The organism is Methanosarcina barkeri MS (assembly GCF_000970025.1).
GTDB classification, from domain to species: domain Archaea; phylum Halobacteriota; class Methanosarcinia; order Methanosarcinales; family Methanosarcinaceae; genus Methanosarcina; species Methanosarcina barkeri.
Genome location: NZ_CP009528.1, coordinates 313,986 through 337,774, shown reverse-complemented (window position 1 = coordinate 337,774; position 23,789 = coordinate 313,986). Strand labels below are relative to the sequence as shown.

The following is a 23,789-nucleotide window of genomic DNA, read 5'->3' as shown; positions in this document are numbered from 1 at the left end:
AGTCAGTAATTGAAAAACAGTTTCTCAATCCATAAATTGGCTCCGTTGATATGCAACCATTGATATGCAACTGTTACGATAATGATCACGTCGTTGCTGAGATTTTCACTCAAGCTTTTTTTCAAAATGGTTGTGCTACAACCGTTGTGCCGGTTGATTACGCCGACTATGTCGTTACTGGAGTTTTCGCTCAAGCCTGTATTTAAAAGGCTTGTAGGCAAGCAGTTTTTTGAAAAGTCTTACAGGAAAGCAGTTTATTAAAATGGGTTGATCAGCAACTCTGCTGATTTGAGCGGCACTACCAATATTATATATATTAAAATATATTATGCTTTTTGACCGTCTAAAAAACAATTTTATTATTGAAAAAAGGAGAGAGACATGAAAGTCATGATCATAGGAGGTTTTCTCGGAAGCGGGAAAACAACCACTATACTGAAAATCATCAGACAGCTCAGTAACGCAGGGAAGAAGACTGCAATTATTGTAAATGAAATAGGGGAAATTGGGCTTGATGGGGATATTCTTACAAGACCTGGAATTGTAACCAAGGAGCTTACAAGCGGCTGCATTTGCTGTACACTCAGGATAAGCATGCAGTATACCCTTCAGACTCTTGAAGAAGAGTTTATGCCTGACGTTGTTATTATCGAGCCGACAGGAATCGCCTTCCCTGGTCAGATACGAGAAGAAATCGAAACAATGGGACTCTCTGAGCTCTCCTTTGCCCCGATAGTAACCCTTGTAGATCCTGGCAGGTTCGGGACTGAGGCAAAAGAGATCCCGAGGTTTATAGAGACGCAGATAAAAGATGCTGAAATTCTCTGCATAAACAAGATCGATGTAACTCCTGTAGAAACTGTCCTGGCTACTGAGAAAATGCTCTATGAGATGAACCCTGAAGCCCGGATTCTGAAATTTTCCGCAAAACATGAAGATGAGCAATTCGAAAAGCTGCTTTTCCATCTCACTGTGCCGGGATTTAAAAAGCCTCCCCAGGAAAAGAAAAACTCCATTGAACTTTCTGAAGTTTCGGCTTACTCAGCTCTCTATACCCTTGGATCACGGGATTTCAGTCCTGAAGAAAGTGTACATTTCGTAGAAGAAAACCTTCAGACCATTCAGGATAGGGTTCGGGAACTTAATCCTGAGTTTATAGGGCATGTAAAGCTTTCCATGAAACTTCCAAAATCTGCGGTTAAGGGCAGCATAACCTCATCTAAAGAAGTGCCTCAGGTAGAGCTTCTTCCTGCTCGGGAAAATGCGAACATAGAACTCAGACTGCTTTCCGCAATTACAAAGGTCCCAAAATATAAACTCGTAGAGATAATTGAAAGTACTATTGAAGGAAATCTGGAGAAATCAGGTTTTATCTTCGAAAAAGAGGTTCATGAGCATGATACTAATGCTCACGCTGAGAGTCATGGTGAACATGAAAATGAACAAATATGCAAGGTTAATATATATAGGAAAGATGATTAAAAATAGTTTAGGTTAAACTTAAAGTAATCTAAAGCTGAACTCAAAATAAACCTAAAGTTGAACTCAAAATAAACCTAAAGCTGAACTCAAAATAAACCTAAAACTAAACTCAAAATAAACCTAAAACTAAACTCAAGGCTGAACTCAAAATTAACCTAAAGCTAAACTTGCAACCTTAAAGCTACGGTAGAAACCTGTGACTTAACTTAGAGTGTTGCAATCACACTTATCCTTTTCGGAACTGTTTAAAAAAGAGTTGATATTAATAAATACAAAAAAATAATGGAGTTTTAAAATGAGCGAGGAAATTGATGAACTTGATGCTTATTTCGAAAACAAAAAAGAGCCGACTGAAGGCGAAGCTGTCAAACTGGAACACATGATGATGGAAAAGATTTCCGTAAGTCCTGAAAGAAGAAAGCTCCTCCGGATTGTTGGAATCTTTGGAAAGACTGAAGAACAGCTAAAGGAAGAATCAGGATTAAATGACTTTTTTTTTAAGTTTCATATGGATTTCCTGCTAAAAGAAGGCCTTCTGAAACTCGAAGACGGGATGTACCGCCTGACCGCTTCTGGAATTGCCATGCACGATTCAGTGTGTTAAATAAATTTTTTTCAATATTTCCTTTAATTTATAACTTTCAATAAGATTTTCTAGCTGCCTGATGGTTAACTCCATCTTGATTTTAGAAGGATTCCTTTTACTAAAAAGCGATAAGTTTTTATGTTTGTCTTGTCAATGGCGTTATGACCAAACTTTTCGATATCCTATGGAAGTTTCAAAAACGTCCCATTTAATTTCCGTATATATCGAGCAATCAAAAAGGAGTGTGAATAAATATGCCAGCAACAGTTAATGCAGATGAATGTTCCGGCTGTGGAACCTGTGTCGATGAATGCCCCAATGATGCAATTACTCTTGATGAAGAGAAGGGAATCGCAGTAGTCGACAATGACGAATGCGTGGAATGCGGTGCATGCGAAGAGGCGTGCCCGAACCAGGCAATTAAAGTAGAAGAGTAAAACGGTAACTAGTTGGAATAATCTATTTATTCCAATTTTCTTTTTCCTTTTAGGTAATTAGTTTTATCAGTCAGTATTACAATCGGTTTTGTCAATCTGTTTTATAAACCGTAGGAGTTACGCAGTTGGCTCCTAGCATATTGTTTTTTCCAAACTTTCAAATATTTGAATTAATTTAACGTGTATTGGGGATTCCTTAAGTATTCTGTCACTGCCACTCTTCTAATTTTCATAGCACTTTCAAACCAGGATATTCCACTTTTGATTCTTTGTAATTCCAGTCTAAGAAAAGCTCTTAATGAGAACATTATATGTGCTCTTTGTGATTCTTCCTTTCTTGCCTGACATTTTTCGACACCACAGAACTGTTTTATTCCCCTATGATATTCCTCAATTTTCCATGACTTCTTTGCCAAATCTTCACGTTTTGCTTCATCCATCTCTTGCACATCTGTAACCCAGTGTTGCGTGTCTCCATTTTTTGAAACTATCCTAAACACCTTTACAAATCCATATGCTTTGAGGTGAACCACACGTCCTTTTGGAGGAATATCTACTGTTTCAAGTGGCACATTTCCCTTGTTGTCAGGATTTACCAAACGATTATTTTTCAATCTTGTAAGGAAATGCCACTCTTTCTGTCTAATGGCTTTAAGGTTTTTCACACTTGCATACCATGTATCAAATAAAACGAATTTGGGATTAAAACCACGTTCTTCGGCCTTGTCAAGCATATCACGGAAATGGTCATTCTTTGTTTTGTCGTCTACATCGATGTTATAAATTCGAAAATCGATAGGTATAACGGTTGTACCGTCAGTCCAAACTAAGGTAACCAGGCCTATTCCCTTTACAGTACGATGATGTTTTCCACTCCACATACGACGAACAAAAGCAATTTCTTCTGCGTATGGTTTATCTAATGTTGAATCATCAACAATTAGGTATCCTCCCTTAAGCTTGACATAACTTTTTACTTCCTCCCATAGTGCTTCCGTGTCTGGAGGTTGCCTTTGAAGGCAACGAGTAAAAGCATCATGAGAAGGAGCATTAGCTATGTCTGGATAACATCTAGCAGCTTCAGTACAGCTAAAAACGTTAGAAGCCGCAATGAGAAAATTAATGTAGTCAATGTCGGTACACTTAGGTGGATTTATGTCCATAACTCCGTACGTTTTTAGAGAAACACTAAGCCATAAGTATATTTATAAAGATATCAAGTTTTCGGCATTTTAACTGCGTAAGTCCTAAACCGGTTTTATCAGTCAGTTTTATAAATCGGTTTTATCAGTCAGTTTTATCAATTAGTTTTATCAATCAGTTTTATCAATCAGTTATATCTTTCCGGAGGTAGCTTTTAAATGGTATCAATTAAAGCAGGTATTTTAGGCGCCACAGGCGCTGTCGGGCAGAGATTTGTAGAAGCACTTTCAAACCACCCCTGGTTTGAGATTACAGCCCTTGCAGCATCCGAGAGAAGCGCCGGCAAAACATACAAAAAAGCTGCAGGCTGGAGGTTAGATACAGCTATGCCGGAAAGCGTTGAAAATCTCGAAGTTGTTCCTGTAGATCCAAAAGCCGTAGATGCGGACGTGGTGTTTTCGGCACTTCCTGCAGACCTTGCCCTGAAAGTGGAACCCGAATTTGCAAAAGCCGGGTTTGCAGTAGCAAGCAATGCCTCATCCTACAGAATGGAAAAGGACATTCCCCTTGTGATTCCTGAGGTAAATCCAGAGCACCTCGGGCTTCTCGAAGTCCAGCAGGATGCAAGAGGATGGGACGGATATATCATTACAAACCCCAATTGTTCCACTATTGTCATGACCGTTACCTTAAAGCCTCTTATGCAGTTTGGACTTGAAACCATACAGGTAGCCACAATGCAGGCGATATCAGGGGCAGGTTTTTCCGGAGTTGCCGCAATGGCAATTTATGACAATATAATCCCATACATAGGAAACGAAGAAAAGAAGATGGAAACTGAAACTTTAAAGCTCCTTGGAGAGTTCAACGGCTCTGAAATCGTGCCTGCAGATATGAGAGTCAGTGCGTCCTGCAACAGAGTCCCTGTAATAGATGGGCATACCGAAGCCATCTGGGCCGGAATGAGGGATAAACCGACGCCTGAAGAAGTAAGGAAAGCTTTCCTGAAATTTGACCCCAGGCTGAAAGAACTTCCTTCCGAGCCGGCAAAACCTTTAATTGTAAGAGATGAAATTGACAGGCCTCAGCCGCGCCTTGACCGCAACATGGGCAAAGGCATGAGTGTCTCAGTAGGCCGTATAAGAGAAGGAATCCGCTACATCGCAATGGGACATAACACCATCCGTGGAGCAGCCGGGGCAAGTGTGCTGAATGCGGAACTCCTGCATTCAATGGGCAAACTTTAAATTTGGATGGCTTACAAGCAAAATAGAATGAAAAGTGAAAGCCTCACAGCTTAAGAAGGCTTTTACTTTTCAGATTCGCTACTCATTTTAAATCTATCAAGTCGTTCTTTCCTTTTTTGCTTACTTCCGATCTTTTGAGAATTTCAGGAAAAAAGCTTTCTTGCAGCTTCCTCTGCCTTTCTCATAACTTCTTTTACAGGGATGCCGCTCTTTTTTGCGATTTTTTTGCAATCCTCAAACTCGGCAGAAATATTGAGCAGCATTCCCTCAGAATCCCTGGCAATCTTGACCGCAGATTCATATATCTGCCCTTCGACCTCAAACTTAACCAATTCTATTCGTCTGGCAGCCATCAACCTGTGCCTGGTAGGGATAACTCTTACTCCAAGGGATCCTGTTTCGATAATGATTTTCCTGGCAAGCTTTGCAGTGTCTTCAGGTTTTGCAATGACCTTAATAACATGAGCAGGACGGCCTTTTTTCATTGTTGCCGGGAGGATTGCAACATCCCTTGCTCCCATAGCAAGTAACTCCTCGAACAGGTTACCCAGTACTTCTCCACTCACGTCGTCAGCATTCGTTTCGAGTACCTCAATCATATCCGGAATCAGGCAGGAATCAAGTTCGCATACCATTCCCTGAAGCACATTAGGACCGGCAAGCTCGGAATCCCCAGCCCCATAACCAATTGAAACTACCCTGCCCTGAGGAAAAGCTTCCAGAGGTCTTGCAAAATGGGCAAGAATAGCAGCTCCTGTAGGAGTCAGAAGCTCCTTTTGATCAATTCCTCCCCTGAAATAGAATTTTCCTTTCCTGAGAATCTCAAGGGTTGCAGGCGCTGGCACAGGCAAAACTCCATGTGCGCATTCGATTGTTCCACTGCCTACATTTATAGGAGTGCAGTAAACGGAATCGCAGTTAAGGGAATGGATCGCTGCCGAAGAACCGATTATATCAGCAAGGGCATCACTCTGCCCAACCTCATGGAAGTGAAGCTTCTCAAGGTCAGGCTGTCCATGAACTGAAGCTTCGGCTTCAGCCAGCTTCGAGAAGATATCAAGAGCACTTGCTTCCACACTGGAAGGCAGTTTTGCGGCTTTTACCACGTCCAGAATTTCCGGATATGTACGGACTGACTCTTTTTCAGGCACGTTAATCCGGACATCCAGGGCCTTTATCCCCTGTTTCACGATTTCTTTTATATCTACGGATACGTTGACAGAAGCTTCTATCAGTTCTTTAACCGTTTTTCGGTCAGCCCCGAGATCGAGAGTGCATCCAAGGATCATATCTCCTGCTGCCCCTGAAAAAGGGTTGAATACAAGTGCTTTCATAAAATTCCTTCCTGCATTTCGATTTCTTTTTCTCTTATTTTTCTTTTCCTTTTATTCCTTTTTTATTCCCTTTTTATTACCCCTGTTACTCTCTTGTCTGCTCTGCCCTATCTTCTTTGCCATGGGTATAAGCAGCCGCAATCATATTTGCAATCCTTGCAGCATATGCCCCCGCAACAAAGCCTGCATCAATATTCACAACTGCAAGTGTGGAACAGGATTGGAGCATTGCCAGTAGGGCAGCTTTTCCTCCTCCACCTGCTCCGTAGCCTGTCGAAACCGGAAGCCCTATTACAGGCACATCAACTAATCCCGAGACTATTGTGGGAAGCGTTCCTTCCCTCCCGGCTGCAACGACTATTGCTCCTGGCATCCTGGCTTTCAGTTTATCCAGCGCCGGGATAAGCCTGTGGATTCCCGCAACTCCCACATCATAAACCGCAACCGTCTCACAACCCATTTCTGAAGCTACAACCCTGGCTTCTTCCGCAGCCGGGATATCTGCCGTGCCTGCTGAAACGAACCCTACGACTCCCCCTGTCCTAGGAGCTGGCGTGCCGTCATGGATAACAACTGTACGAGCCCTGCTGTTCCACTCCAGTTTATCATGGTCAAAGGCCTGCTTTAAGGCTTCAAGATGTCCTGGTGAGACCCGTGTAATAAGAGCTCTTTTGCTCTCAGCAACCATGACCCTTGCAATTTCTACCACGTCGTCAGGATCTTTACAATCGGCAAGAATAGCCTCGATTACTCCTGTTCTGCTTTTTCTGTGAGAATCAAGTTTTGCTATATCCATATAGGAGACAAACCCCAGGCCTCGAGCCTGCTTCTCCGCAGTCTCAAGATCCATTTTTCCGTCTTTAACAGCCTTAAGTATGTCAGTAAGATCCATGTATTAACCTTCGCCTAGAGGAATTAGATGTTCTAGCAATGAACAGTTTAAATATCAAGTTATTGGATAACAATTTATTCGTTTGGAGACTTTTTAGAGTTTAGCGCTATGCTCATACAAGCTTGATTTTCAGAATTCTCGGTTGTTGCTTTGCAATTTGAGGTAAAAATTCAAAATTCCAAAGCTGAATGAATATAATTAACTAAACATGAAGATAAACAGCGGAAAATGAAGATATCGTTTAATCTTTAAATAAAAGTCAGCCTAAACAATATCTTCATTTTGCTTTTTTGGCACTTAGAATTGTTCTCGCTTTTAAGTTTGTTTCTTGAACATCTGCTTTGCCATATCAACTCTCTCCTCCAGGTCAGATCCTTCAAGTTCTTCGACAACGGATTCAAGCATCATTGGTATATCAATGTGCTGGGGACATTTTTCAAGGCACTGCCCACATTGTACGCACTGGGATGCAAATCCGGTTTCTCCAACGGATATGGCACCACTCAACTGTGCAGCATAGAAGAACTTTACATCGTCTGGATTGTTGGACATGTAGAGTTTGTTGTACAATTCAAAACAGAGTGGGATATTCACCCCTGATGGACAGGGCATACAGTATCTGCAGCCTGTACAGCCTACTTTCATCAGTTCGCGGTACTTCCGCTCCACTTTCTGTATTAGCTGCAGTTCGGTTTCTGTCAGGGAATTCGGGTAAGCCTCGCCTGCCACCTTAAGGTTCTCTTCAATATGTGTTTCCTCATTCATTCCGGAGAGGACAACCGTGACTTCGGGATGATTCCATACCCATCGAAGAGCCCATTCTGCAGCTGTCCTTTTCGTAGGGGCTTCATTCCATATCTCTTTTACAGCAGAGGGTACTGGATTTGTGAGGTTTCCTCCACGTAGGGGTTCCATAATGATTACTCCAAGGCCTTTTGAAGCTGCATATTCCAAACCCCTGGTGCCTGCCTGATTCTTTTCGTCCAGAAAGTTATACTGGATCTGACAAAAGTCCCAGTCATAGGCATCCACTATCCGGTTGAAATCCTCTCCCGAGCCATGGAAAGAAAAACCTGCGTTAATTATTCGGCCATCAGCTTTGGCTTTGTCAAGGAAATCAGCTACACCAAGCTTTTCAATATTGTCCCACAGGTTGCCAACAAGAGAATGGATAAGGTAATAGTCAATATGGTCTGTTTTGAGTTTATTCAGCTGAGCATTCAGGAACTTATCCATATCTTCTCGGCTCTCTATAAGCCATGAAGGAAGTTTTGTTGCGAGTTTCACTTTTTCACGGTATCCATCGGCAAGAGCACGACCTAAGAAAGGCTCGCTCTGTTCCATGTGATAAGGCCAGGCAGTATCAACATAATTTACTCCTTGGTCGATTGCATAGCGTACCTGCCTGGTTGCTCTTTCTTCGTCTATACTACCGTCTTCTTTCACTGGAAGGCGCATGCATCCGAATCCAAGTATCGAAAGCTCGTCCCCGTTTTTAGGCATTTTTCTGTATAACATTTTAGTTCTCCTGAATTTTTGAATTATTTAGCCGCATTGTGATTGACTAATCACTTGCAGGGGGGCAAAAATAAGTCTCCTGCCTGCTATCTCCAGATATTTGTTCAAATTTCGATTCGTAGAACACTGCTCTGCTCATTTTTTGTAACCTAGATATTTTGCAAAGAATGATTCCAATTTGTCAAATGGGATCATGTCGGTCCTGTCGTACAGATCAATATGTCTTGCTCCCGGAACTATGTAGAGTTCTTTGGGTTCAGCAGCCCTTTCATAGGCACCTTCACTAAAATATCTAGAGTGAGCATTTTCACCGATGATGAACAAAATTGGTCGTGGTGAAATGTTATCAATATAGTTCATCAAAGGGAAGTTCATGAATGACATGCTACTTGTAATAGTGAATGCAGCTCCTGCATTAGGATGATGTCCACGCTCCATTCCGTAGTATTCAAAAAATTCACTTGAAATTGGATCTAATCCTTCTGGAATTGAATCAGCGGGTTTACTTGGGAAACCCACAGGCACTTCTGGAGTACCATTCTCAAAGTCTTTCCATCGTTGCTCGCCCAACTGAACTAAAGTTTGGGCACGCTGTTCATCAGTCATTGTTTTTCCAAATCCGTCTCTTATCATACTACTTATATCATACATACTTGCAGTAGCAACTGCCTTGATACGTGGATCAACTTGAGCTGCAGTAATTGAAAATCCACCACTTCCACAGATACCAATAGCGCCGATCCTGTTCCTGTCCACGAAAGGACGTGTTCCCAAAAAGTCTACTCCTGCACTAAAATCTTCAACAAATATATCTGGAGAAGAGACATGCCTTGGTTCACCACTGCTTTCGCCATTAAAAGATTCATCGAACGCAATGGCAACAAATCCTCGTTCTGCCATATTCTGTGCGTAAATACCAGCACCTTGCTCTTTTACACCACCATAAGGTGTTCCTATGACAATTGCTGGGTATTTTTTAGACTTATCTATGTCCTTTGACAGGTACATGTCTGCTACAACGGTAATTCCGTACCTGTTTTTATAGGATACTTTTTCTACAGTTACCTTTTCACTGAGCTCAAAAGTTCTCATACTTGATTCATTTTTAGATTCCATATTTCCCGACATTTTTAGTTCTCCTGAATATTAGAATTGTATCAATAGCATTACCAATGACTGACTGAACAGTCAGTAGTAGATGGATATTCTAGTATATAGTTATTATGATTGACTAATCACTCACGACAGGACTAGAAATAAGTTTTATCCTACTAGGCCAGTTCAATCAAAATATCAAAACTGCTATGTAATGAATCCATCATAGACGGGGTGCAATCAACGTAGCGTCCAGAACTACTGATTCACCATAACAATATTTCTCATTAGGTATGAGACACACACATATGCATACATTACATACTACAGAGCCTGTCTATTCTTTGATTATTGGTTTTGGTCTTTCAGACCTCTCGATTTTACTTATGTTTACACTTTCTTGATCTGTATCGTGCCTGACATGTTTTTGATATGCTCGCCGCCTGATATGACATTTCCTAACTCATATAAACCGCCTGCAGAGCCGAACTTATCATAAAACATTACTACGTCTCCCCATAGCGCATAATATGCAAGTGTTCCAAACTGTGCATTTGCCATAGGTGTGTTAGTTGTATCGAGTTTTTTGGGTGGATAAAATATCTTTTCATTATTGCTGTAATCTTCAACATTAATCGTTAAGGGCAATTGTTCATAGAGTTCTTTTGCAGCTTTACCATCATTGAGTTCATAAATCGTTGTTTCTCCATTTGCTTGAATACTGATTTTCATTTTTGTCTCCTCCTCTTCTTGACTGGCTTCATCTTGTTCATCTTCTGATTGATTGCCAATGGCTATTTGATTCATGTTATTTTGTTCAGCACATCCTATCACTAAAATTGCCAGTAAAATTACTCCAAAACAAATTAACATCCATTTTATTCCATTATATTCGGGAATAATTTTCATTGACAAAGCCTCAATTTATTATGTTTCTTGCACGGTCAAATCATTATTGTTGAAAATATCTCCATTATAAGTATCAGAATTCTGAATTTCTTCTTTATTCAGCTCTTTCCGGACTTCGATTACACATGAAGCATCAGCTGGTCGATTATTATCCAATATTACTTCTCCAATTGAATCCGCACTGATATGTCCGCTGCATGGATTTTTTACACTTGTTATCGAACCTGTAATTACAGCATGAACATCGCTGTATTCAAAGGCAAGATCACAATCAATCATTTCGCAATCTTCCAGGATCAGACCTTTTGCATAACAAAGCGGCTGGGTTCCAATTATTTTACACCGGATCAGTTTGAGATTTTCAGAGTACCAACCCAGATATTCGCCTTTTACGGTACTGTCTGAGACAGTGACATTTTTGCTGTGCCAGAAAGCATCCTTTGTATTCAGACAGGAATCCCTGATTTCTACATTTTTCACATACTGAAAAGAGTATTTACCGTTCAATACAAAATTATCAAGCAGGATATCTGAGCTGTAGAAAAATGGATATTCAGATTCAAGCTCTGTATTCTTTATCATCATTCTGTGTGATAACCATCCAAATTCGGATGATTGAATATTACAGTTTTCAATAGTAATATCCTCACATTCCCGTACAGCTTTACTGCCTGCCATATGACTTTCTTTTATTGTTATCTGTTTGCTGTACCATAATGCAGCACGGCATGTTTCTGTCATACGGCAGTTTTCAATTTGAGCGTTCCTGACATGCCAGAAAGGATAACGAAGCCTGAAGTCACAATCTGAAACGTCTATGTCTGCGCTTTTCTTTAAGACAGATTCTCCATCGCGAGGGCCATCAAAGATACAATGAATGATTGTCGCATTATGTATACCATAAAGGGCACGCTCTTCATCCATTGTCAAGTCTTTAAATTCATTTATTTGCTCTCGTTTTTGTTCAACACTGATTGGAGTGTCGAGCTTTGCGGATAATTCAGTCGTCTGGGAGCCAACATCGGAACTCTTTTTATATTGGGTATTATCAAAGGCAATTGATTCACTTGCTTGCATTATTTCTACGATATTTTTAGTGTTTTGACTCATATTTGAACCTGTTTTTATCCTAGATTTTCTTTGAAGAATGATTCCAATTTATCATAAGGAATCATGTCTGGCGAGTTATTAACTAATCAATGAAAATATGAGTGACTAATCAGTCGTTTATTTAATAAAAATACTAGTATATAGGGATAAGCATTACAATGTTCTGATTAGGGATAAGCATTACAATGTTCTGATAACTTTTGCTGGTACGCCAGCCACGACTGTGTTAGGAGGAACATCTTGCGTAACAACAGCTGCGGCTGCTACGACAGAGTTTTCTCCGATAGTTACACCGGGTAAAATGGTTGCAGCAGCACCTATCCATACATTCCTTTTAATCCATATCGGAGTTGAAATTAATTCCTTTCTATGGGCTGGATCCAATGGGTGATTGGATGTGATAAGATTGGCTTTTGGTCCTATCTTGGTGTCATCCTCGATTGTTATGCCTCCTCTATCCATAAAGGTGCATGCGTGATTGATAAACACATTTTTACCGACCTTAATATTTCGTCCGAAATCTGTATAGAATGGAGGAGTTACCCTAGAAGATTCATCCACCTCCGAACCTATCAACTCACTGAACAGGCTCCTTATTTCATTCTCATCATGAACTGAAGTATTCAATCTGGTGGTTAGTTCTGCAGCACGAAGCATCACTTCCTTTAACTTTGGGTATTCCGGGTCATCTATAGAAACTGGTTCTCCAGACCGATCACGTTCAAAAATGTCTTTATTCAACACTTTTTCACTCATTGAAACTATCCTCTTGATCTACCATTAAATCTACTCGGGTATCACTTCGTTCAAACATGCAATCGCATTCAATGTTCTCGGATATCCGATATACGGCAATAGCTGCGTAACTGCGCTGAGCAGTGTTTCTTTATCGTTCCCAACATTCAGATTTCCCTGTATATGCCCCTTTAACTGAGGCTCACATCCACCCAGTGACAGGATCATAGAAAACGTAAGGAGTTCTCTTGTTTTTACATCCAGACCTTTTCTGGTGTAGTAATCACCAAAGCAGTTTGCAGACAGATATTTCTGAATATGAATCTGGTTTTCAGGTGCTGCCTCGTACATTTTATCGATTATGTCACCAAATATTTCCTTCTGCACTTCCAGTCCTTTTTCAAATCGTGTTTCAGGCGAAGTTGTAGACTGGCCTTCCAGTGGTAGTTTTACTCCTCTACTTTCCAGTATTTCATTAGTAGCATGAATAAAATCAAATGCCTTCGCCATCCCAACATATGGTACAGATTGATATACAATCTCCTTAACCTCAATTGGAGTTACACCGACATTAAGTGCAGCACCAAGCATTACTTTATATTCGTTTAAAGTCTGGCTTGCAATTAATGATGCTAAAATAACCATTAACCTGGTTTTTGTATCCAGATTTCCATAACTGATCACTTCATCAAAAGCGAAATTGTCAAAGATTTCCAAAAGTTCCGGATCTGTTATTTTTAGCGTTGATTTATGATCGATTTTTAGCGTTGATTTATAATCGGGAAATAATTCTTCATAGTTCTTGTTTGCAATTTCACTGATACCCATAATTTACCCATCTCTTTCAGTTCAAGCGGATATTCAGAATCTTTTTCGCTACTTCCTCATAGCTGACAGTTTGTTTCCTAACAGTTTGTTTCGCAGGTTGGTCGGTCAAATTATCATTCATCCTTATTTTGTCGGTAATCCCGGTCCGGCATCAAATTCTGCTGACACATCTTTTAAGTACTCTGTTATCTTCAAATGCTGAGGGCATGCCTTCTCGCATTGTTTACAGTCTATGCAATCGCTAGCCTTGCCATGAGTTGAAGTGAGATTCAGATAGTAAACAAACTGGCTTGAGATATTATCAGTTACAGCACGCTTTGCACTATTATATAATGCAAAGTAATCCGGTATTGCAATATTCTCAGGACATCCTTCTACACAATATCTGCATGTTGTGCAGGGAATTGCAGTATCTTCATTTATAATATCAATTACCTGGTTGATGATCCTGTATTCTTCCTCGTCCAGAGGTTTGAAGTCTGTCATATATGAGGTATTATCAAGTACCTGTTCCATGGTATTCATACCGCTAAGTACCATCATGACACCTTCCTGACTGGCAGCAAACCTGATTGCCCAGGAGGCAACGGAAGCTTCCGGATTATATGCTTTCATCAATTCTTCTGCTTTTTCAGGAACAGAGGCAAGATTTCCTCCCTTGCAGGGTTCCATTACAACAACTGGCATGTTATGTTTTCTTGCCACTTCATGGCATCTTCTTGACTGGATACCGGGATTCTCCCAGTCAATATAATTGATCTGCAACTGAACAAAATCCAGTTCCGGATGAGCAGTTAGAATTTCATCCAGTAGTTCCGGGGTGTCGTGAAAAGACATGCACAGATTCTTTATTTTGCCTTCTTCCTTTTTCTTCAAAGCAAAACCGAATGTATCATATTTGCATGCCTGCTCATAAGCACTCATACCAATATTGTGAAGCAGGTAATAATCAAAAAATTCAACACCACAATTTTCCAGCTGCTCATTAAAAATTCTATCCTGATCCTCCACTGCTTTTAACATTCTGGGAGGAAGTTTCGTCGCAAGAGTAAATTCATCTCGGTTATGCCTTTTTACCAGAGCCTCTCTAATGGCTTCCTCACTCTTGAAGCCATGGTATGTGTACGCGGTATCAAAGTAAGTAAATCCTTTTTCCAAAAACGTATCTACCAATTTGTTTAATGCTTCTGTGTCAAACGATGTCTGATCATCTTTGTCCAGAAGTGGTAATCTCATACAGCCAAAACCTAATCGTTTTGCCATTTTTATCCTCCCCTGTTCAATGATCCATAAATGTCCTGTAGAAATGTCCTGTAGGCTCAAACAATTTATGAAACAATACCAATATTGCTCAGCCAATCCACAATATCTTTTTTCGCAGCACTTACACGAGACCCATGGACAGCGAGCCCCTTCAAAAGAGTTGCTTTCGGACAAAGTTTTGCAATATCTTTTTCACTACGGCCTAATCCGCTTCCTTCATGGGTACAAAACGGAACAATAGTTTTTCCGGAAAGGTCATATTCTTCCAGGAATGTAAACACTGGCATTGGCATCGTTCCCCACCAGTTGGGATAACCCAGGAATATCAAGTTATAAGAGTCCATATTTTCCACATGGCTGGAAAGCTCCGGTCTGGCATTGTTATTCAGTTCCTTTTTTGCCACGTTGGTGGTTGCAGAATAATCTTTGGGATAAGACTTTACCGTAACAATACGGAAAAGATCGCATCCTGTCATTTCCCGGATCATGTCGGCTACCACTTTTGTGTTACCGACAGGCAAATTCACGATCTTTCCGCTGACATAGTTATTCCCCTCACGTGAAAAATAGGCTATCAGGCATTTCTCTTCGTTCAAATTCGACATTTAGTATCCCATACCTTCTTATTCTCACTGAAATTATCATCACTTTTTGTGATAAAAAAGCAAGGACCTTGGAGGTCATATTATAAGGATGACATGTCAATTACATATCGATAGCGGGCTTCTTTATTTACGACCTTCTCCCATATCTCATTGATCATTTCAGGTTTGATCATCTGAATTTGCGGATAGATCTTATTTTCCGCACAATAATCAACAACTTCTTGTGTTTCTGGTATTCCTCCAATAAGTGATCCATTGAAGTTTACTCTATTGAAAATCATATTGAAGTTGTTAATTGTGAGTTCTCCTCCAATTGGTTGTCCTACTTGAGTGAAGTATCCATATGGTTTTACGCAATCAATGTATGATGACATTTCGTATGCGTATGGAATTGTGGATATCATGTAATCCATTTTTCCTTTCCATGGTTGTAGGTCGCTTGGTGAGTTAACAACAATAACTTCTGTTGCTCCGAATGCAAGACAATCTTCTTTTTTGCTTTCAGTGGTTGTAAAGGCATAAACTTCGGCACCTTTTGATATGGCTAATTTAATAGCTACGTGCCCCAGCCCACCAATTCCTGCAACTCCTACTTTATCCCCTTTTTTGAAATTAGCTCTCATTAAAGGTGAATAGGTAGTAATACCAGCACATAGTAATGGAGCAGCTTCCTGCAGATCTATGGAATCTGGTATCTTTATTGCAAAATGCTCTGTGACAACGATATTTTGAGAATATCCTCCCTGACTTATACCGGTAGGTGATGATTCTTCAGGATAACCATATGTCATTATAGTTGCATTGTTGTCGCAATGATGTTCTTCACCATTCTTGCAGCTTTCACACTCCATACAACTGCTAACCATGCACCCAACTCCTGCACGATCACCTACTTTGAACTTTGTTACGTTCTTTCCAACAGCAGCAACCACACCCACAATTTCATGACCAGGCACTTGTGGATATTGTTGTGGTCCCCAGTGTCCTTTGATCTGATGAATGTCAGAATGACAAACTCCACAGTATTTAATATCAATTAGAATGTCATTATCACCTACAGGTCTTCTTTCAAAAGACCAGGGAACTAGCTTTCCGGACTCATCTTTTCCAGCATAACCTTTTGATTGAATATTTTCCGCCATATTTATGCACTTCTTATTTACTTTGTAACTTTTAACTTCAATTCAAATTCTTAAATACCTCAACCAAATTCATTTCAATTTATTGTACTCTTCATCAGCTACAGGTTCAAGCCATTCTGCCGGTCCTGCGTTGGCATTTGTCTCAACGGAAAGGTGTACAAACCAGCTGTCATGTGCTGCTCCATGCCAGTGCTTTACATCTGGTGCTATTGTCACTACATCACCAGGTTTAAGTTCCCTTGCAGGCTTTCCTTCTTCCTGATAGTAACCACGTCCGCCTGTTACTAACAGAATCTGACCTCCGGGATGCTTATGCCAGTTATTTATGCATCCGGGTTCGAATGTTACATTGCCGATGGGACAATTAAATTCATTATCCCTTCCAACCAGCATGCTAACCCATACTTTACCTGTAAAATACTTGCTTAAAAATTCAGGAAGTTCGTCTCCTTTCGGGAAAATTACACTCTCACTTAAGATTGGTTTGTCCATATTTTGTACCTCATTAATATTTATTGTCAAGTTTGGTTTTTTGAATGTCAAAGATTCTTACTGAAAAATTTACTAGCCGTGAACTGCCGTTAATACCGACAACTTTCATAATGTTCTCTCTGATTTTAGTTTCTTTAAAATTTTCTCGATATTCTTTCTTGATCGTTTACTCGATCAGTTTTTATGAGTGACTAATCAGTCACTATATAGGATTTAATAGTATATAAAAGTAAGCCCTACAGAGAAAGGTAGAATGTAAAAAAGTCATATCGTATGAGTCCATGTTCTCAACATTTGTTTTCAACCGGGGACTGTGTCCTCTCCCAGCTCCTTAAGTACTTGTTCCACAACCTCACTGTAATTACTGGGATATGGATCCTCGAGCACTATTTCAAAGAGGTCTACACCAGCATTTTCGTTGATTTGATTGGCAATTTCACACATATTGCCGGGATGTGAAAAATAAGCCACAAAATTTTTTGCGCTTTCGTCGGGCGTGGCGGACTGCATCAATACTTTTTACTCATTGAAATTACCCTACTATTCGGAGTCATCTTAACTTATCAAAATAATGTTTTGCTTCCAGCATTCTGCCACGGATATTAACATGGAAAGGACAGTTCTTTTCGCAGACACCGCATTCTATGCAGTCATTTGCGTTTTTGCTTAATTTCATGTAATGGTCTTTTGCGAGTTCGTCACCCGCTTTTGCCAGATCTAAATATTTGTTTACAGAACCGATGTCGATTCCAGATGGACATGGCTGACAGTGGTTACAGTAAATGCAGGCTCCCTGTATGTCTCGGTGCGGCAGGCTGCCGATAAAAGAATAGTCCCGTTCTTCTTCAGAAGTGGAGTAATATTTGAGTACATCTTCCAAATCTGCTCTGGAGCGTACACCCGGAAGACATGAGAGAACAGCCGGGCGATCCAGCGCATACTGTATGCACTGAGGTATAGTCATACTATGGCGGAATGGAGATGTCTTTGCGTTCAGCAACTGTCCACCATCATAAGGCTTCATTACCGTGATGCCAATGCCGCGTTTTTCACATTCACGATAAAGTTCCATACGCTCATGTGATAAAGCCAGCTGACCCTGTGAAGGTTTAAAATCATAAGCGGCGTTGAGGCTGAACATAAAAATGTCAATCTCTCCGGTCTCGATAAAGCGTCTACAAATATCCGTAGAATGGGATGAAAAGCCGAGATAGCGAATAGTTCCATCTTTCTTTAGCTTTCGAGCATAATCAAAAATTCCATTGGACATGATCTTTTCAAAATCACGAACCTCATCAACACAATGGATAATGCCAATGTCAGCGTAGTCCGTGCCGTATTTTTTCAGCTCCTGCTCAAACCCTCTCTTAAGTTTTGAAAGAACCCTTGTCCTCGAATATGTTCCCTTTGGGTAGACAGCACCCAGATGCATCTGCATAATCATCTCGTCCCGCTGTCCTTTCAGTGCCTGTTCAATGGGCTCCACTGCACTGGAATCATACATAACCGTGTCAATCAGATTTATGCCGTGTTCCATGCCATAACTAATGACGTCTTTGATTTCCTGCGGTCTAGATTCGTGCAGGCTTCCTGCGCCAATACCGATTGTGCTGATCTTACCGCCGCCATGCGGCATATTTCTATATTCAACTTTCATCTTTGAGTTCTCCGTTATTGATTATTCTTTGATAGGCGCTGCATTTTCCTATTCTGGACAAATTTCAGAACATAGTAAGTCACACAGATACAAACTCCCATGATGGAAAGGTAATCCGTGAAGAAAAACATGGCTGATTCATCAAAATTCCAATAGGAATATGTATAGTACAAAATCAATCTGGAACCCATGCCTCTTTCAAAAAATGCATACACTCCATATACAGCGATTAACACTGCCATGACTCGCACCGCAAATGTACATCCACGGTTAGGAGTGGGAATTCCCGGTACCTTTTGAACCATACCTATAATCATTCCCCAGTGCATTCCCAGATGTATGGAGATGAAGATAAATCCCCAATATGCGGCCAGAATGTGTATCTGCCGTGCAATCAAACCACCGTCTACTGGAATAAAAGCAAACACGCTACGGGAAACCAGCACGGAGCTTACCAACAGCATTAGCATCATTACGAAAAGAAGCAGATTGACCGCTGTATTAAAAACACGGCGTGTATTGTGCTTTCTTTTTATAACTGTATGATACCACCGTCGATTTAAGATACTGTGGACAATGAATAACACAAACAAGGAAACTCCTAACAGTTCATGGATCATGTTTCCGGTTAGGTTGTAAGCCATGACTGCCAACATGAGAACCGTCATAAAGAGGTCAATGGTCAGCTTAATCAACAATTTCTGAGTCAAAGAGTTTTCCTCATTTATTCTGTCATTCCTATTTCACGCAGCCACTCGGATACATCATCCTGCGCAGTTTTTACACTTGATCCTCTGATTGCAAGGCCGTCCAGAATAGTGGACTGCGGGCAAAGCTCGGTGATGTCTTCAACACTTCGTCCAAGGCCGCTTCCTTCGTGTGTGCAGAACGGTATAATGGTTTTCCCGGAAAAGTCATATTCCTCCAAAAATGAAAATACCGGCATTGGCATCGTTCCCCACCAGTTGGGATAACCTATGAAAACCACATTGTAGGAGTCAATGTTCTCAACTTTTGTTTTCAGCTGGGGCCTGTAGTTATCTTCCTGTTCCTGCTTTGCCTGATCAACCACAGAGTCATAATCCGTGGGATATGGATTTACGGTCACAATTTCAAAGATATCACCGCCGACTTTTTCGTGGATTTGATTAGCAATTACACGCGTATTGCCAGTATGTGAAAAATAAGCCACAAGAATTTTTTTTGGCGCTGAATCCGTTTGTGTATGATTTTCACTTTCAGTTTCCGTATTTGGAGAATTGGTTTTTTCTGGGACGGTAATACTGGGGCTATTGTTCTGTGTTTCTGGCTGTGTGCTATTTACGTCAACCTTTGTTGTGTCGCTGTCTGTGCATCCGCAGGCGGCTAGGAAGAGGCCCATTAAGATTATGAGAGCAAACGCTGATATTTTCTTCATCGTGTGTATCTCCTCTTTTATTTATATCCACAAATTTATTCTCATGTTCGCTATAGTGGAGAGCGATATTGGGATATTTCCTGAGCGTTATTTCAATTTCCTCAGTGGGCAAGGTATCTGAGCAGGAGTAAAACGCCGGAGGCAAGCGTATAGGCGTTCTGCACCCAGGAGAGTCCGGTGGCTGAGAAGCCAAGACTGTTCTGAATCTCCGGGAGCCCTGTAATGACGACTGAGATGTCGAATGCAATCATCAAGTAGCTGGTGAGAATGATAGCGAGCACGGCAGTAGGGTGCAAAAGGTGCACGGTACTATCCTTCATATGATAATTTCCCCGATTGGCCGTATTGTTATTTTACATGTAAGAAGTTTCATAGATGGCAATACAATCTTCCATGCTTAGCTCAGTTCGTCACAAAGGAACAGGCCACCCACCGTATCCTTTGCGTTCTTCGCCATGGTTTCAAATTCTCCGGTTCAATGCCGTAATCGGGCATCCTGAGGTCTGCAACTCCGCAATCTTCCTGCAATTTCACCAGCATTGTGATGAAGTCCATCGGCTCCTTCACATCCTTCATTCCCATTATCTGTGCCATTTGTACGAACCTGTCATCACATACATATCGCTCATTAGATTGACGCCATTAGAAACGTAGCCTTCTACACTATGAAATAACGCATCAAAACCTTGATATGCAGTAAATTTCGGCGGTACAGATGTCAAAAGTTCCAGACCAACGACTGCCATAATTCAAAAAGACAATTTAAATTTTGAGACGAACCCATTATATTAGGACTTACGTACTTGAGGAGCAAAATCAATTACGTCAAATACTGTGGATGAAAGTCACATTTTAGACAGTTAATGGTCTAATGCTGTTGATTTTTCAGTTCAACTGCGTAAGTCCTATATAATATGAATTTTCCCCACATGACACTAAAACTTGACTTTAAATTTCAATAAGTTCGTAGTCTCTGCTTCCAAATCCGAGTTCTTCTCCGTACTTAAGCTGATGGGTTCCATCGATCATAGGCCAGGTACCTCTGAACTTATCAGTTCCTACCTCGTGATTACATTGCAGAGAGGAGTTAACAAGCCCTTTCTGTCTATTTACAAGATCATAGCTTGCCTGGTCAATGGCTACAGGATCTTTTGAAGCAAGAATTCCTATATCTGACACAATAGGAGCATCACTCCATGGCACACAATCACAATCAGGCGAGATATTAAGCAGGAAATTCATATAACCTACTTTTCCTTCTTTTTCTTTTACTGCACCATAAGCATACTCTGTAAGACTCTCAAGAAACTCTGGCATATCAGATTCCCAATCTATAGTTATGGCTTCGGCAGGGCAAACTTCCATGCACTGTCCACAGCTTATACAGACATTAGGATCAATCATTGAGACTTCTCCCAGAAGATGAGGAGCTCCTACAGGACAGATTTTAACACATTTCTGACAGCCGATGCACTTCTCCTGAATAACATGCGGGCTTGTACTGAAGTGCTGATACTTTTTGCCGACCGCTGGAGCACATCCCATAGCGAGATTTTTGATAGCTCCTCCGAAACCAGCCATAATGTGCCCTTTAAAATGGAACATCACAATCATGGAATCGGCGGCAGCAATATCCGAACCTATTTTTACGGATTTGAAATGCTTCTTCCCGATCTCGACTTCTGCAACGTTCTGGCTCTTCAAACCGTCTGATATGATAAGTGGAGCCTTGACTACAGAATAATCAAACCCATGTTCTATCGCTGTAGTTAGGTGATCAACTGAATTATGCCGGCTGCCTGAATAAAGTGTATTTGTGTCTGTAACAAACGGTTTTGCTCCTGCTTCCCGAATCTTTTCTACAACTTGCCGTACAAAAACTGGATTTATATATCCGTCACTTCCGTACTCACCAAAATGAATTTTAATTGCAGTCAGATCGCCTTCTCCAAGGAGTTCAGCAAAACCCGCCTCATCAAAAAGTTTCTGAATTTTGCTGATCGTATTCTCCTGCGGATTTCTTGCTCTCAGGTCTGTGAAATAAACTTTACTTGCCATCTATATATCTCCTGCTAAATAAATCGGATAAAGGAGAAATCAGCTCTTCAGATGTAGGTTTACTCCAGATGTTGGTTTAATTTGTAATTACACTTGACACCTTCAGGATCAAAACATAAATTACAGAATACCTTTTCTTAAGTTGACAGAGTTTAAGAACTGTTTTTATGGTCCTAAACTCGATTGATTTTCCCATTTTCGAGATTCAAAGATGCCATTTTGAGTTTTTGAAATGAGCTCATTATGTAACGTGAATTTTCAGTCTTGACTGACCAGTCGATCACAAAGTTGTTATATTACATAAACATTTGCTCGAGTTATGATTGACTGATCACTCGCGCGAGGGATGAAAAAAATTAGTTATTAGCCAGACCTTTCCAAATAATCTGGAATCCATCTTTTATAACCTTATTTTCATCCAGTGAAGAATCTGAATCAATGATAAGGTTCACTACCGCCCTGCTACCCTGATAAAACATTGCAATGGTAAGTTCCGCTGAAAAATCTCTGATTTCTCCCGCTTTTATTCCTTCATCCACAAGCTTATGGAGGAATACATACTCTTTCATCACTTCATCACGCGTAAACTTTGTGATGTAAGGAGATGAACAGAACTGCCCGACAAAAAGGAATTCTTCCTGATTTGCTACTCCCCATTTGATTAGATTTGACCATATTTTTTTTAATTTATCCTTGAAGGTATTCTGTGCCTCAATTTCTTTGCCCATACTGCGGCTTAAATCTCCTTTTACCTCAAAATACAGACTATTGATAAGGTCTTCCTTTGTAGGAAAATAGTTGAAAAGCGTGCCTGTGGCCACACCTGCATCTTTTGAAATCTGAGCAGTGGATGTACCATGGAAGCCTCTTTCAGTGAAGAGCTTCAGGGCTGCTTCCAGAATGGCAGTTCTTTTGTCTTTAACCTGTTCTTTCATATGTTATCTCTGTAAAATGACTGATTAGTCATTTATGATATAGTATTACGTTATAAATACTTTATGGCATTTTATTCTTGGCTCTTATTAAGTATTACAGTACATAAGGGATTTTTGGTAACTTAAGTAAAAAATATCCAGCGATACATTTAAAAATCCGAATTGTTAATGTGTAGAGATCATCATGCTCATAGTACTCTCATTAGGCGGTTCAATTCTCGCAAAAAATCTAGATCCTGATAGTTTTTTAAAATATGCGGATGTTCTCCGGAAGCTCTCGAAAAAGCATACTCTGCTTGTGGTAGCCGGCGGAGGAGAAGCGGCAAGGAATTACATCAACACTGCAAGAGCAGTTGGTGCCGATGAAGTAACCTGTGACTACATAGGTATCGAAATTACTCGTCTGAATGCACATTTGCTTGCCGCAGCTCTTGGGCCCGATGCCTGTCCGGAAATCCCTACAAATTATCTTGAAGCCTCAAAGGCTATCCGTCCCGGAAAGGTAGTTGTTATGGGAGGCGTCACTCCTGGCCAGACAACAGATGCCGTTGCTTCAATTCTTGCAGAGTTCCTGCGAGCAGACCTGCTGGCAATTGCAACATCTATTGATGGAGTTTACTCCTCAGACCCTAACTGTGACCCTTCGGCAGTAAAGTACGATAAAATCTCTCCTGAGAAGCTCATAAACATAGTCATGGCGATTGAGATGAAAGCAGGCTCCAAATCCCCTGTTGATCCTGTAGCCGCAAAAATCATCGAACGCTGCAAACTCGATGCTCTTGTCATGGATGCCCGGAACCCCGCCCAGCTCGAAGAAGTTCTTGATAGAGAAGCAGCCAAAAAGTCTCCCATATCGTGCGGGACCTGGATTACGACAAAGATATGAGGCTCAAAACTCAAACCA

27 protein-coding genes are annotated in these 23,789 nt (G+C 40.8%); 5 read left to right on the top strand and 22 right to left on the bottom strand.

Annotated elements, in window-relative coordinates; genetic code table 11:
* Positions 1-2 precede the first annotated feature (2 nt).
* Positions 3-194: a hypothetical protein gene (locus MSBRM_RS19890; RefSeq protein WP_141706434.1), complete on the bottom strand. Its 192-nt coding sequence runs from the start codon at positions 192-194 to the stop codon at positions 3-5.
* 187 nt (positions 195-381) lie between these two features.
* Between MSBRM_RS19890 and MSBRM_RS01515 the strand changes: the two genes are divergently transcribed.
* The 3 genes from MSBRM_RS01515 to MSBRM_RS01505 all read left to right on the top strand — a co-directional run bounded on the left by MSBRM_RS01515 (position 382) and on the right by MSBRM_RS01505 (position 2,505).
* Entirely contained in the window at positions 382-1,482 is a 1,101-nt protein-coding gene (locus MSBRM_RS01515; RefSeq protein WP_048154236.1) for a CobW family GTP-binding protein, read from the top strand.
* A gap of 295 nt (positions 1,483-1,777) precedes the next feature.
* On the top strand, positions 1,778-2,086 hold the full coding sequence (locus tag MSBRM_RS01510; protein ID WP_048120392.1) for a hypothetical protein: 309 nt from the start codon (positions 1,778-1,780) through the stop codon (positions 2,084-2,086).
* A 236-nt stretch (positions 2,087-2,322) separates the two neighbouring features.
* Positions 2,323-2,505 (top strand): 4Fe-4S binding protein, encoded by a 183-nt coding sequence (locus tag MSBRM_RS01505; RefSeq protein ID WP_048117218.1) that lies wholly within the window; start codon positions 2,323-2,325, stop codon positions 2,503-2,505.
* 170 nt (positions 2,506-2,675) lie between these two features.
* Here MSBRM_RS01505 and MSBRM_RS01500 read toward each other — a convergent pair whose 3' ends face one another.
* Entirely contained in the window at positions 2,676-3,668 is a 993-nt protein-coding gene (locus tag MSBRM_RS01500) for an IS701 family transposase (RefSeq protein WP_048155834.1), read from the bottom strand.
* Between the two features lie 198 nt (positions 3,669-3,866).
* Between MSBRM_RS01500 and asd the strand changes: the two genes are divergently transcribed.
* On the top strand, positions 3,867-4,895 hold the full coding sequence (gene asd / locus MSBRM_RS01495; RefSeq protein ID WP_048120394.1) for an aspartate-semialdehyde dehydrogenase: 1,029 nt from the start codon (positions 3,867-3,869) through the stop codon (positions 4,893-4,895).
* 143 nt (positions 4,896-5,038) lie between these two features.
* Here asd and larC read toward each other — a convergent pair whose 3' ends face one another.
* The 20 genes from larC to MSBRM_RS01395 form a co-directional block, all read right to left on the bottom strand.
* Entirely contained in the window at positions 5,039-6,229 is a 1,191-nt protein-coding gene (larC, locus tag MSBRM_RS01490; RefSeq protein WP_048120396.1) for a nickel pincer cofactor biosynthesis protein LarC, read from the bottom strand.
* Positions 6,230-6,314: 85 nt separating this feature from the next.
* Positions 6,315-7,121 carry a nickel pincer cofactor biosynthesis protein LarB gene (gene larB, locus MSBRM_RS01485; RefSeq protein ID WP_048120398.1) on the bottom strand — a complete coding sequence of 269 codons (807 nt, stop codon included), beginning with the start codon at positions 7,119-7,121 and terminating at the stop codon, positions 6,315-6,317.
* Positions 7,122-7,436: 315 nt separating this feature from the next.
* A complete protein-coding gene (locus MSBRM_RS01480; protein WP_048120400.1) occupies positions 7,437-8,639 on the bottom strand; it encodes an aldo/keto reductase in 1,203 nt (400 codons plus the stop codon).
* A 135-nt stretch (positions 8,640-8,774) separates the two neighbouring features.
* Positions 8,775-9,767: an alpha/beta hydrolase gene (locus MSBRM_RS01475; protein ID WP_048120402.1), complete on the bottom strand. Its 993-nt coding sequence runs from the start codon at positions 9,765-9,767 to the stop codon at positions 8,775-8,777.
* Positions 9,768-10,124: 357 nt separating this feature from the next.
* Positions 10,125-10,643, bottom strand: coding sequence for a cyclophilin-like fold protein (locus MSBRM_RS01470; protein ID WP_048120403.1), 519 nt, complete (start codon positions 10,641-10,643; stop codon positions 10,125-10,127).
* Positions 10,644-10,661: 18 nt separating this feature from the next.
* Positions 10,662-11,753: a DUF3737 family protein gene (locus tag MSBRM_RS01465; protein WP_048154233.1), complete on the bottom strand. Its 1,092-nt coding sequence runs from the start codon at positions 11,751-11,753 to the stop codon at positions 10,662-10,664.
* Between the two features lie 180 nt (positions 11,754-11,933).
* Positions 11,934-12,509: a sugar O-acetyltransferase gene (locus tag MSBRM_RS01460; protein WP_048120407.1), complete on the bottom strand. Its 576-nt coding sequence runs from the start codon at positions 12,507-12,509 to the stop codon at positions 11,934-11,936.
* A 30-nt stretch (positions 12,510-12,539) separates the two neighbouring features.
* A complete protein-coding gene (locus MSBRM_RS01455; RefSeq protein ID WP_048154228.1) occupies positions 12,540-13,316 on the bottom strand; it encodes a carboxymuconolactone decarboxylase family protein in 777 nt (258 codons plus the stop codon).
* A gap of 123 nt (positions 13,317-13,439) precedes the next feature.
* Positions 13,440-14,579 (bottom strand): aldo/keto reductase, encoded by a 1,140-nt coding sequence (locus MSBRM_RS01450; protein ID WP_048120410.1) that lies wholly within the window; start codon positions 14,577-14,579, stop codon positions 13,440-13,442.
* A gap of 65 nt (positions 14,580-14,644) precedes the next feature.
* Positions 14,645-15,184, bottom strand: coding sequence for a flavodoxin (locus tag MSBRM_RS01445; RefSeq protein WP_048120411.1), 540 nt, complete (start codon positions 15,182-15,184; stop codon positions 14,645-14,647).
* Positions 15,185-15,264: 80 nt separating this feature from the next.
* Positions 15,265-16,326, bottom strand: coding sequence for an NAD(P)-dependent alcohol dehydrogenase (locus MSBRM_RS01440; RefSeq protein ID WP_048120413.1), 1,062 nt, complete (start codon positions 16,324-16,326; stop codon positions 15,265-15,267).
* 69 nt (positions 16,327-16,395) lie between these two features.
* Entirely contained in the window at positions 16,396-16,818 is a 423-nt protein-coding gene (locus MSBRM_RS01435) for a cupin domain-containing protein (RefSeq protein ID WP_048154225.1), read from the bottom strand.
* Between the two features lie 300 nt (positions 16,819-17,118).
* The gene (locus tag MSBRM_RS01430) at positions 17,119-17,328 is read right to left on the bottom strand and encodes an NADPH-dependent FMN reductase family protein (protein ID WP_052712646.1); all 210 of its coding nucleotides are present in this window, start codon (positions 17,326-17,328) and stop codon (positions 17,119-17,121) included.
* A 40-nt stretch (positions 17,329-17,368) separates the two neighbouring features.
* The gene (locus tag MSBRM_RS01425) at positions 17,369-18,475 is read right to left on the bottom strand and encodes an aldo/keto reductase (RefSeq protein ID WP_048120416.1); all 1,107 of its coding nucleotides are present in this window, start codon (positions 18,473-18,475) and stop codon (positions 17,369-17,371) included.
* A gap of 14 nt (positions 18,476-18,489) precedes the next feature.
* Positions 18,490-19,185, bottom strand: a complete 696-nt coding sequence (locus MSBRM_RS01420; protein WP_052712645.1) for a DUF4405 domain-containing protein — start codon at positions 19,183-19,185, stop codon at positions 18,490-18,492.
* A 14-nt stretch (positions 19,186-19,199) separates the two neighbouring features.
* A complete protein-coding gene (locus MSBRM_RS01415; RefSeq protein ID WP_048120418.1) occupies positions 19,200-19,892 on the bottom strand; it encodes a flavodoxin in 693 nt (230 codons plus the stop codon).
* 101 nt (positions 19,893-19,993) lie between these two features.
* Complete coding sequence (locus MSBRM_RS01410; RefSeq protein WP_048120420.1) at positions 19,994-20,212, bottom strand: hypothetical protein; 219 nt, start codon at positions 20,210-20,212, stop codon at positions 19,994-19,996.
* An 82-nt stretch (positions 20,213-20,294) separates the two neighbouring features.
* On the bottom strand, positions 20,295-20,486 hold the full coding sequence (locus MSBRM_RS20960; RefSeq protein WP_048120422.1) for a hypothetical protein: 192 nt from the start codon (positions 20,484-20,486) through the stop codon (positions 20,295-20,297).
* 354 nt (positions 20,487-20,840) lie between these two features.
* Positions 20,841-21,950 carry a DUF362 domain-containing protein gene (locus tag MSBRM_RS01400; RefSeq protein ID WP_048120424.1) on the bottom strand — a complete coding sequence of 370 codons (1,110 nt, stop codon included), beginning with the start codon at positions 21,948-21,950 and terminating at the stop codon, positions 20,841-20,843.
* 356 nt (positions 21,951-22,306) lie between these two features.
* Positions 22,307-22,885 (bottom strand): TetR/AcrR family transcriptional regulator, encoded by a 579-nt coding sequence (locus MSBRM_RS01395; protein WP_048120425.1) that lies wholly within the window; start codon positions 22,883-22,885, stop codon positions 22,307-22,309.
* Between the two features lie 184 nt (positions 22,886-23,069).
* Between MSBRM_RS01395 and pyrH the strand changes: the two genes are divergently transcribed.
* A complete protein-coding gene (gene pyrH / locus MSBRM_RS01390) occupies positions 23,070-23,771 on the top strand; it encodes a UMP kinase (protein ID WP_048120427.1) in 702 nt (233 codons plus the stop codon).
* Positions 23,772-23,789: the final 18 nt, after the last annotated feature.

What these genes read in the sequence shown, in the direction of transcription:
- MSBRM_RS01400 (WP_048120424.1), bottom strand. Translation starts at nt 21,950, where the DNA reads ATGGCAAGTAAAGTTTATTTCACAGACCTGAGAGCAAGAAATCCGCAG.
- MSBRM_RS01500 (WP_048155834.1), bottom strand. Translation starts at nt 3,668, where the DNA reads ATGGACATAAATCCACCTAAGTGTACCGACATTGACTACATTAATTTT.
- MSBRM_RS01480 (WP_048120400.1), bottom strand. Translation starts at nt 8,639, where the DNA reads ATGTTATACAGAAAAATGCCTAAAAACGGGGACGAGCTTTCGATACTT.
- larB (WP_048120398.1), bottom strand. Translation starts at nt 7,121, where the DNA reads ATGGATCTTACTGACATACTTAAGGCTGTTAAAGACGGAAAAATGGAT.
- MSBRM_RS01505 (WP_048117218.1), top strand. Translation starts at nt 2,323, where the DNA reads ATGCCAGCAACAGTTAATGCAGATGAATGTTCCGGCTGTGGAACCTGT.
- MSBRM_RS01475 (WP_048120402.1), bottom strand. Translation starts at nt 9,767, where the DNA reads ATGTCGGGAAATATGGAATCTAAAAATGAATCAAGTATGAGAACTTTT.
- MSBRM_RS01430 (WP_052712646.1), bottom strand. Translation starts at nt 17,328, where the DNA reads ATGCAGTCCGCCACGCCCGACGAAAGCGCAAAAAATTTTGTGGCTTAT.
- MSBRM_RS01415 (WP_048120418.1), bottom strand. Translation starts at nt 19,892, where the DNA reads ATGAAGAAAATATCAGCGTTTGCTCTCATAATCTTAATGGGCCTCTTC.
- MSBRM_RS01395 (WP_048120425.1), bottom strand. Translation starts at nt 22,885, where the DNA reads ATGAAAGAACAGGTTAAAGACAAAAGAACTGCCATTCTGGAAGCAGCC.
- pyrH (WP_048120427.1), top strand. Translation starts at nt 23,070, where the DNA reads ATGCTCATAGTACTCTCATTAGGCGGTTCAATTCTCGCAAAAAATCTA.
- MSBRM_RS01450 (WP_048120410.1), bottom strand. Translation starts at nt 14,579, where the DNA reads ATGGCAAAACGATTAGGTTTTGGCTGTATGAGATTACCACTTCTGGAC.
- MSBRM_RS01410 (WP_048120420.1), bottom strand. Translation starts at nt 20,212, where the DNA reads ATGAAGGATAGTACCGTGCACCTTTTGCACCCTACTGCCGTGCTCGCT.
- asd (WP_048120394.1), top strand. Translation starts at nt 3,867, where the DNA reads ATGGTATCAATTAAAGCAGGTATTTTAGGCGCCACAGGCGCTGTCGGG.
- MSBRM_RS01510 (WP_048120392.1), top strand. Translation starts at nt 1,778, where the DNA reads ATGAGCGAGGAAATTGATGAACTTGATGCTTATTTCGAAAACAAAAAA.
- MSBRM_RS01445 (WP_048120411.1), bottom strand. Translation starts at nt 15,184, where the DNA reads ATGTCGAATTTGAACGAAGAGAAATGCCTGATAGCCTATTTTTCACGT.
- MSBRM_RS01425 (WP_048120416.1), bottom strand. Translation starts at nt 18,475, where the DNA reads ATGAAAGTTGAATATAGAAATATGCCGCATGGCGGCGGTAAGATCAGC.
- MSBRM_RS01515 (WP_048154236.1), top strand. Translation starts at nt 382, where the DNA reads ATGAAAGTCATGATCATAGGAGGTTTTCTCGGAAGCGGGAAAACAACC.
- larC (WP_048120396.1), bottom strand. Translation starts at nt 6,229, where the DNA reads ATGAAAGCACTTGTATTCAACCCTTTTTCAGGGGCAGCAGGAGATATG.
- MSBRM_RS01440 (WP_048120413.1), bottom strand. Translation starts at nt 16,326, where the DNA reads ATGGCGGAAAATATTCAATCAAAAGGTTATGCTGGAAAAGATGAGTCC.
- MSBRM_RS20960 (WP_048120422.1), bottom strand. Translation starts at nt 20,486, where the DNA reads ATGGCACAGATAATGGGAATGAAGGATGTGAAGGAGCCGATGGACTTC.
- MSBRM_RS01455 (WP_048154228.1), bottom strand. Translation starts at nt 13,316, where the DNA reads ATGGGTATCAGTGAAATTGCAAACAAGAACTATGAAGAATTATTTCCC.
- MSBRM_RS01460 (WP_048120407.1), bottom strand. Translation starts at nt 12,509, where the DNA reads ATGAGTGAAAAAGTGTTGAATAAAGACATTTTTGAACGTGATCGGTCT.
- MSBRM_RS01435 (WP_048154225.1), bottom strand. Translation starts at nt 16,818, where the DNA reads ATGGACAAACCAATCTTAAGTGAGAGTGTAATTTTCCCGAAAGGAGAC.
- MSBRM_RS01470 (WP_048120403.1), bottom strand. Translation starts at nt 10,643, where the DNA reads ATGAAAATTATTCCCGAATATAATGGAATAAAATGGATGTTAATTTGT.
- MSBRM_RS01465 (WP_048154233.1), bottom strand. Translation starts at nt 11,753, where the DNA reads ATGAGTCAAAACACTAAAAATATCGTAGAAATAATGCAAGCAAGTGAA.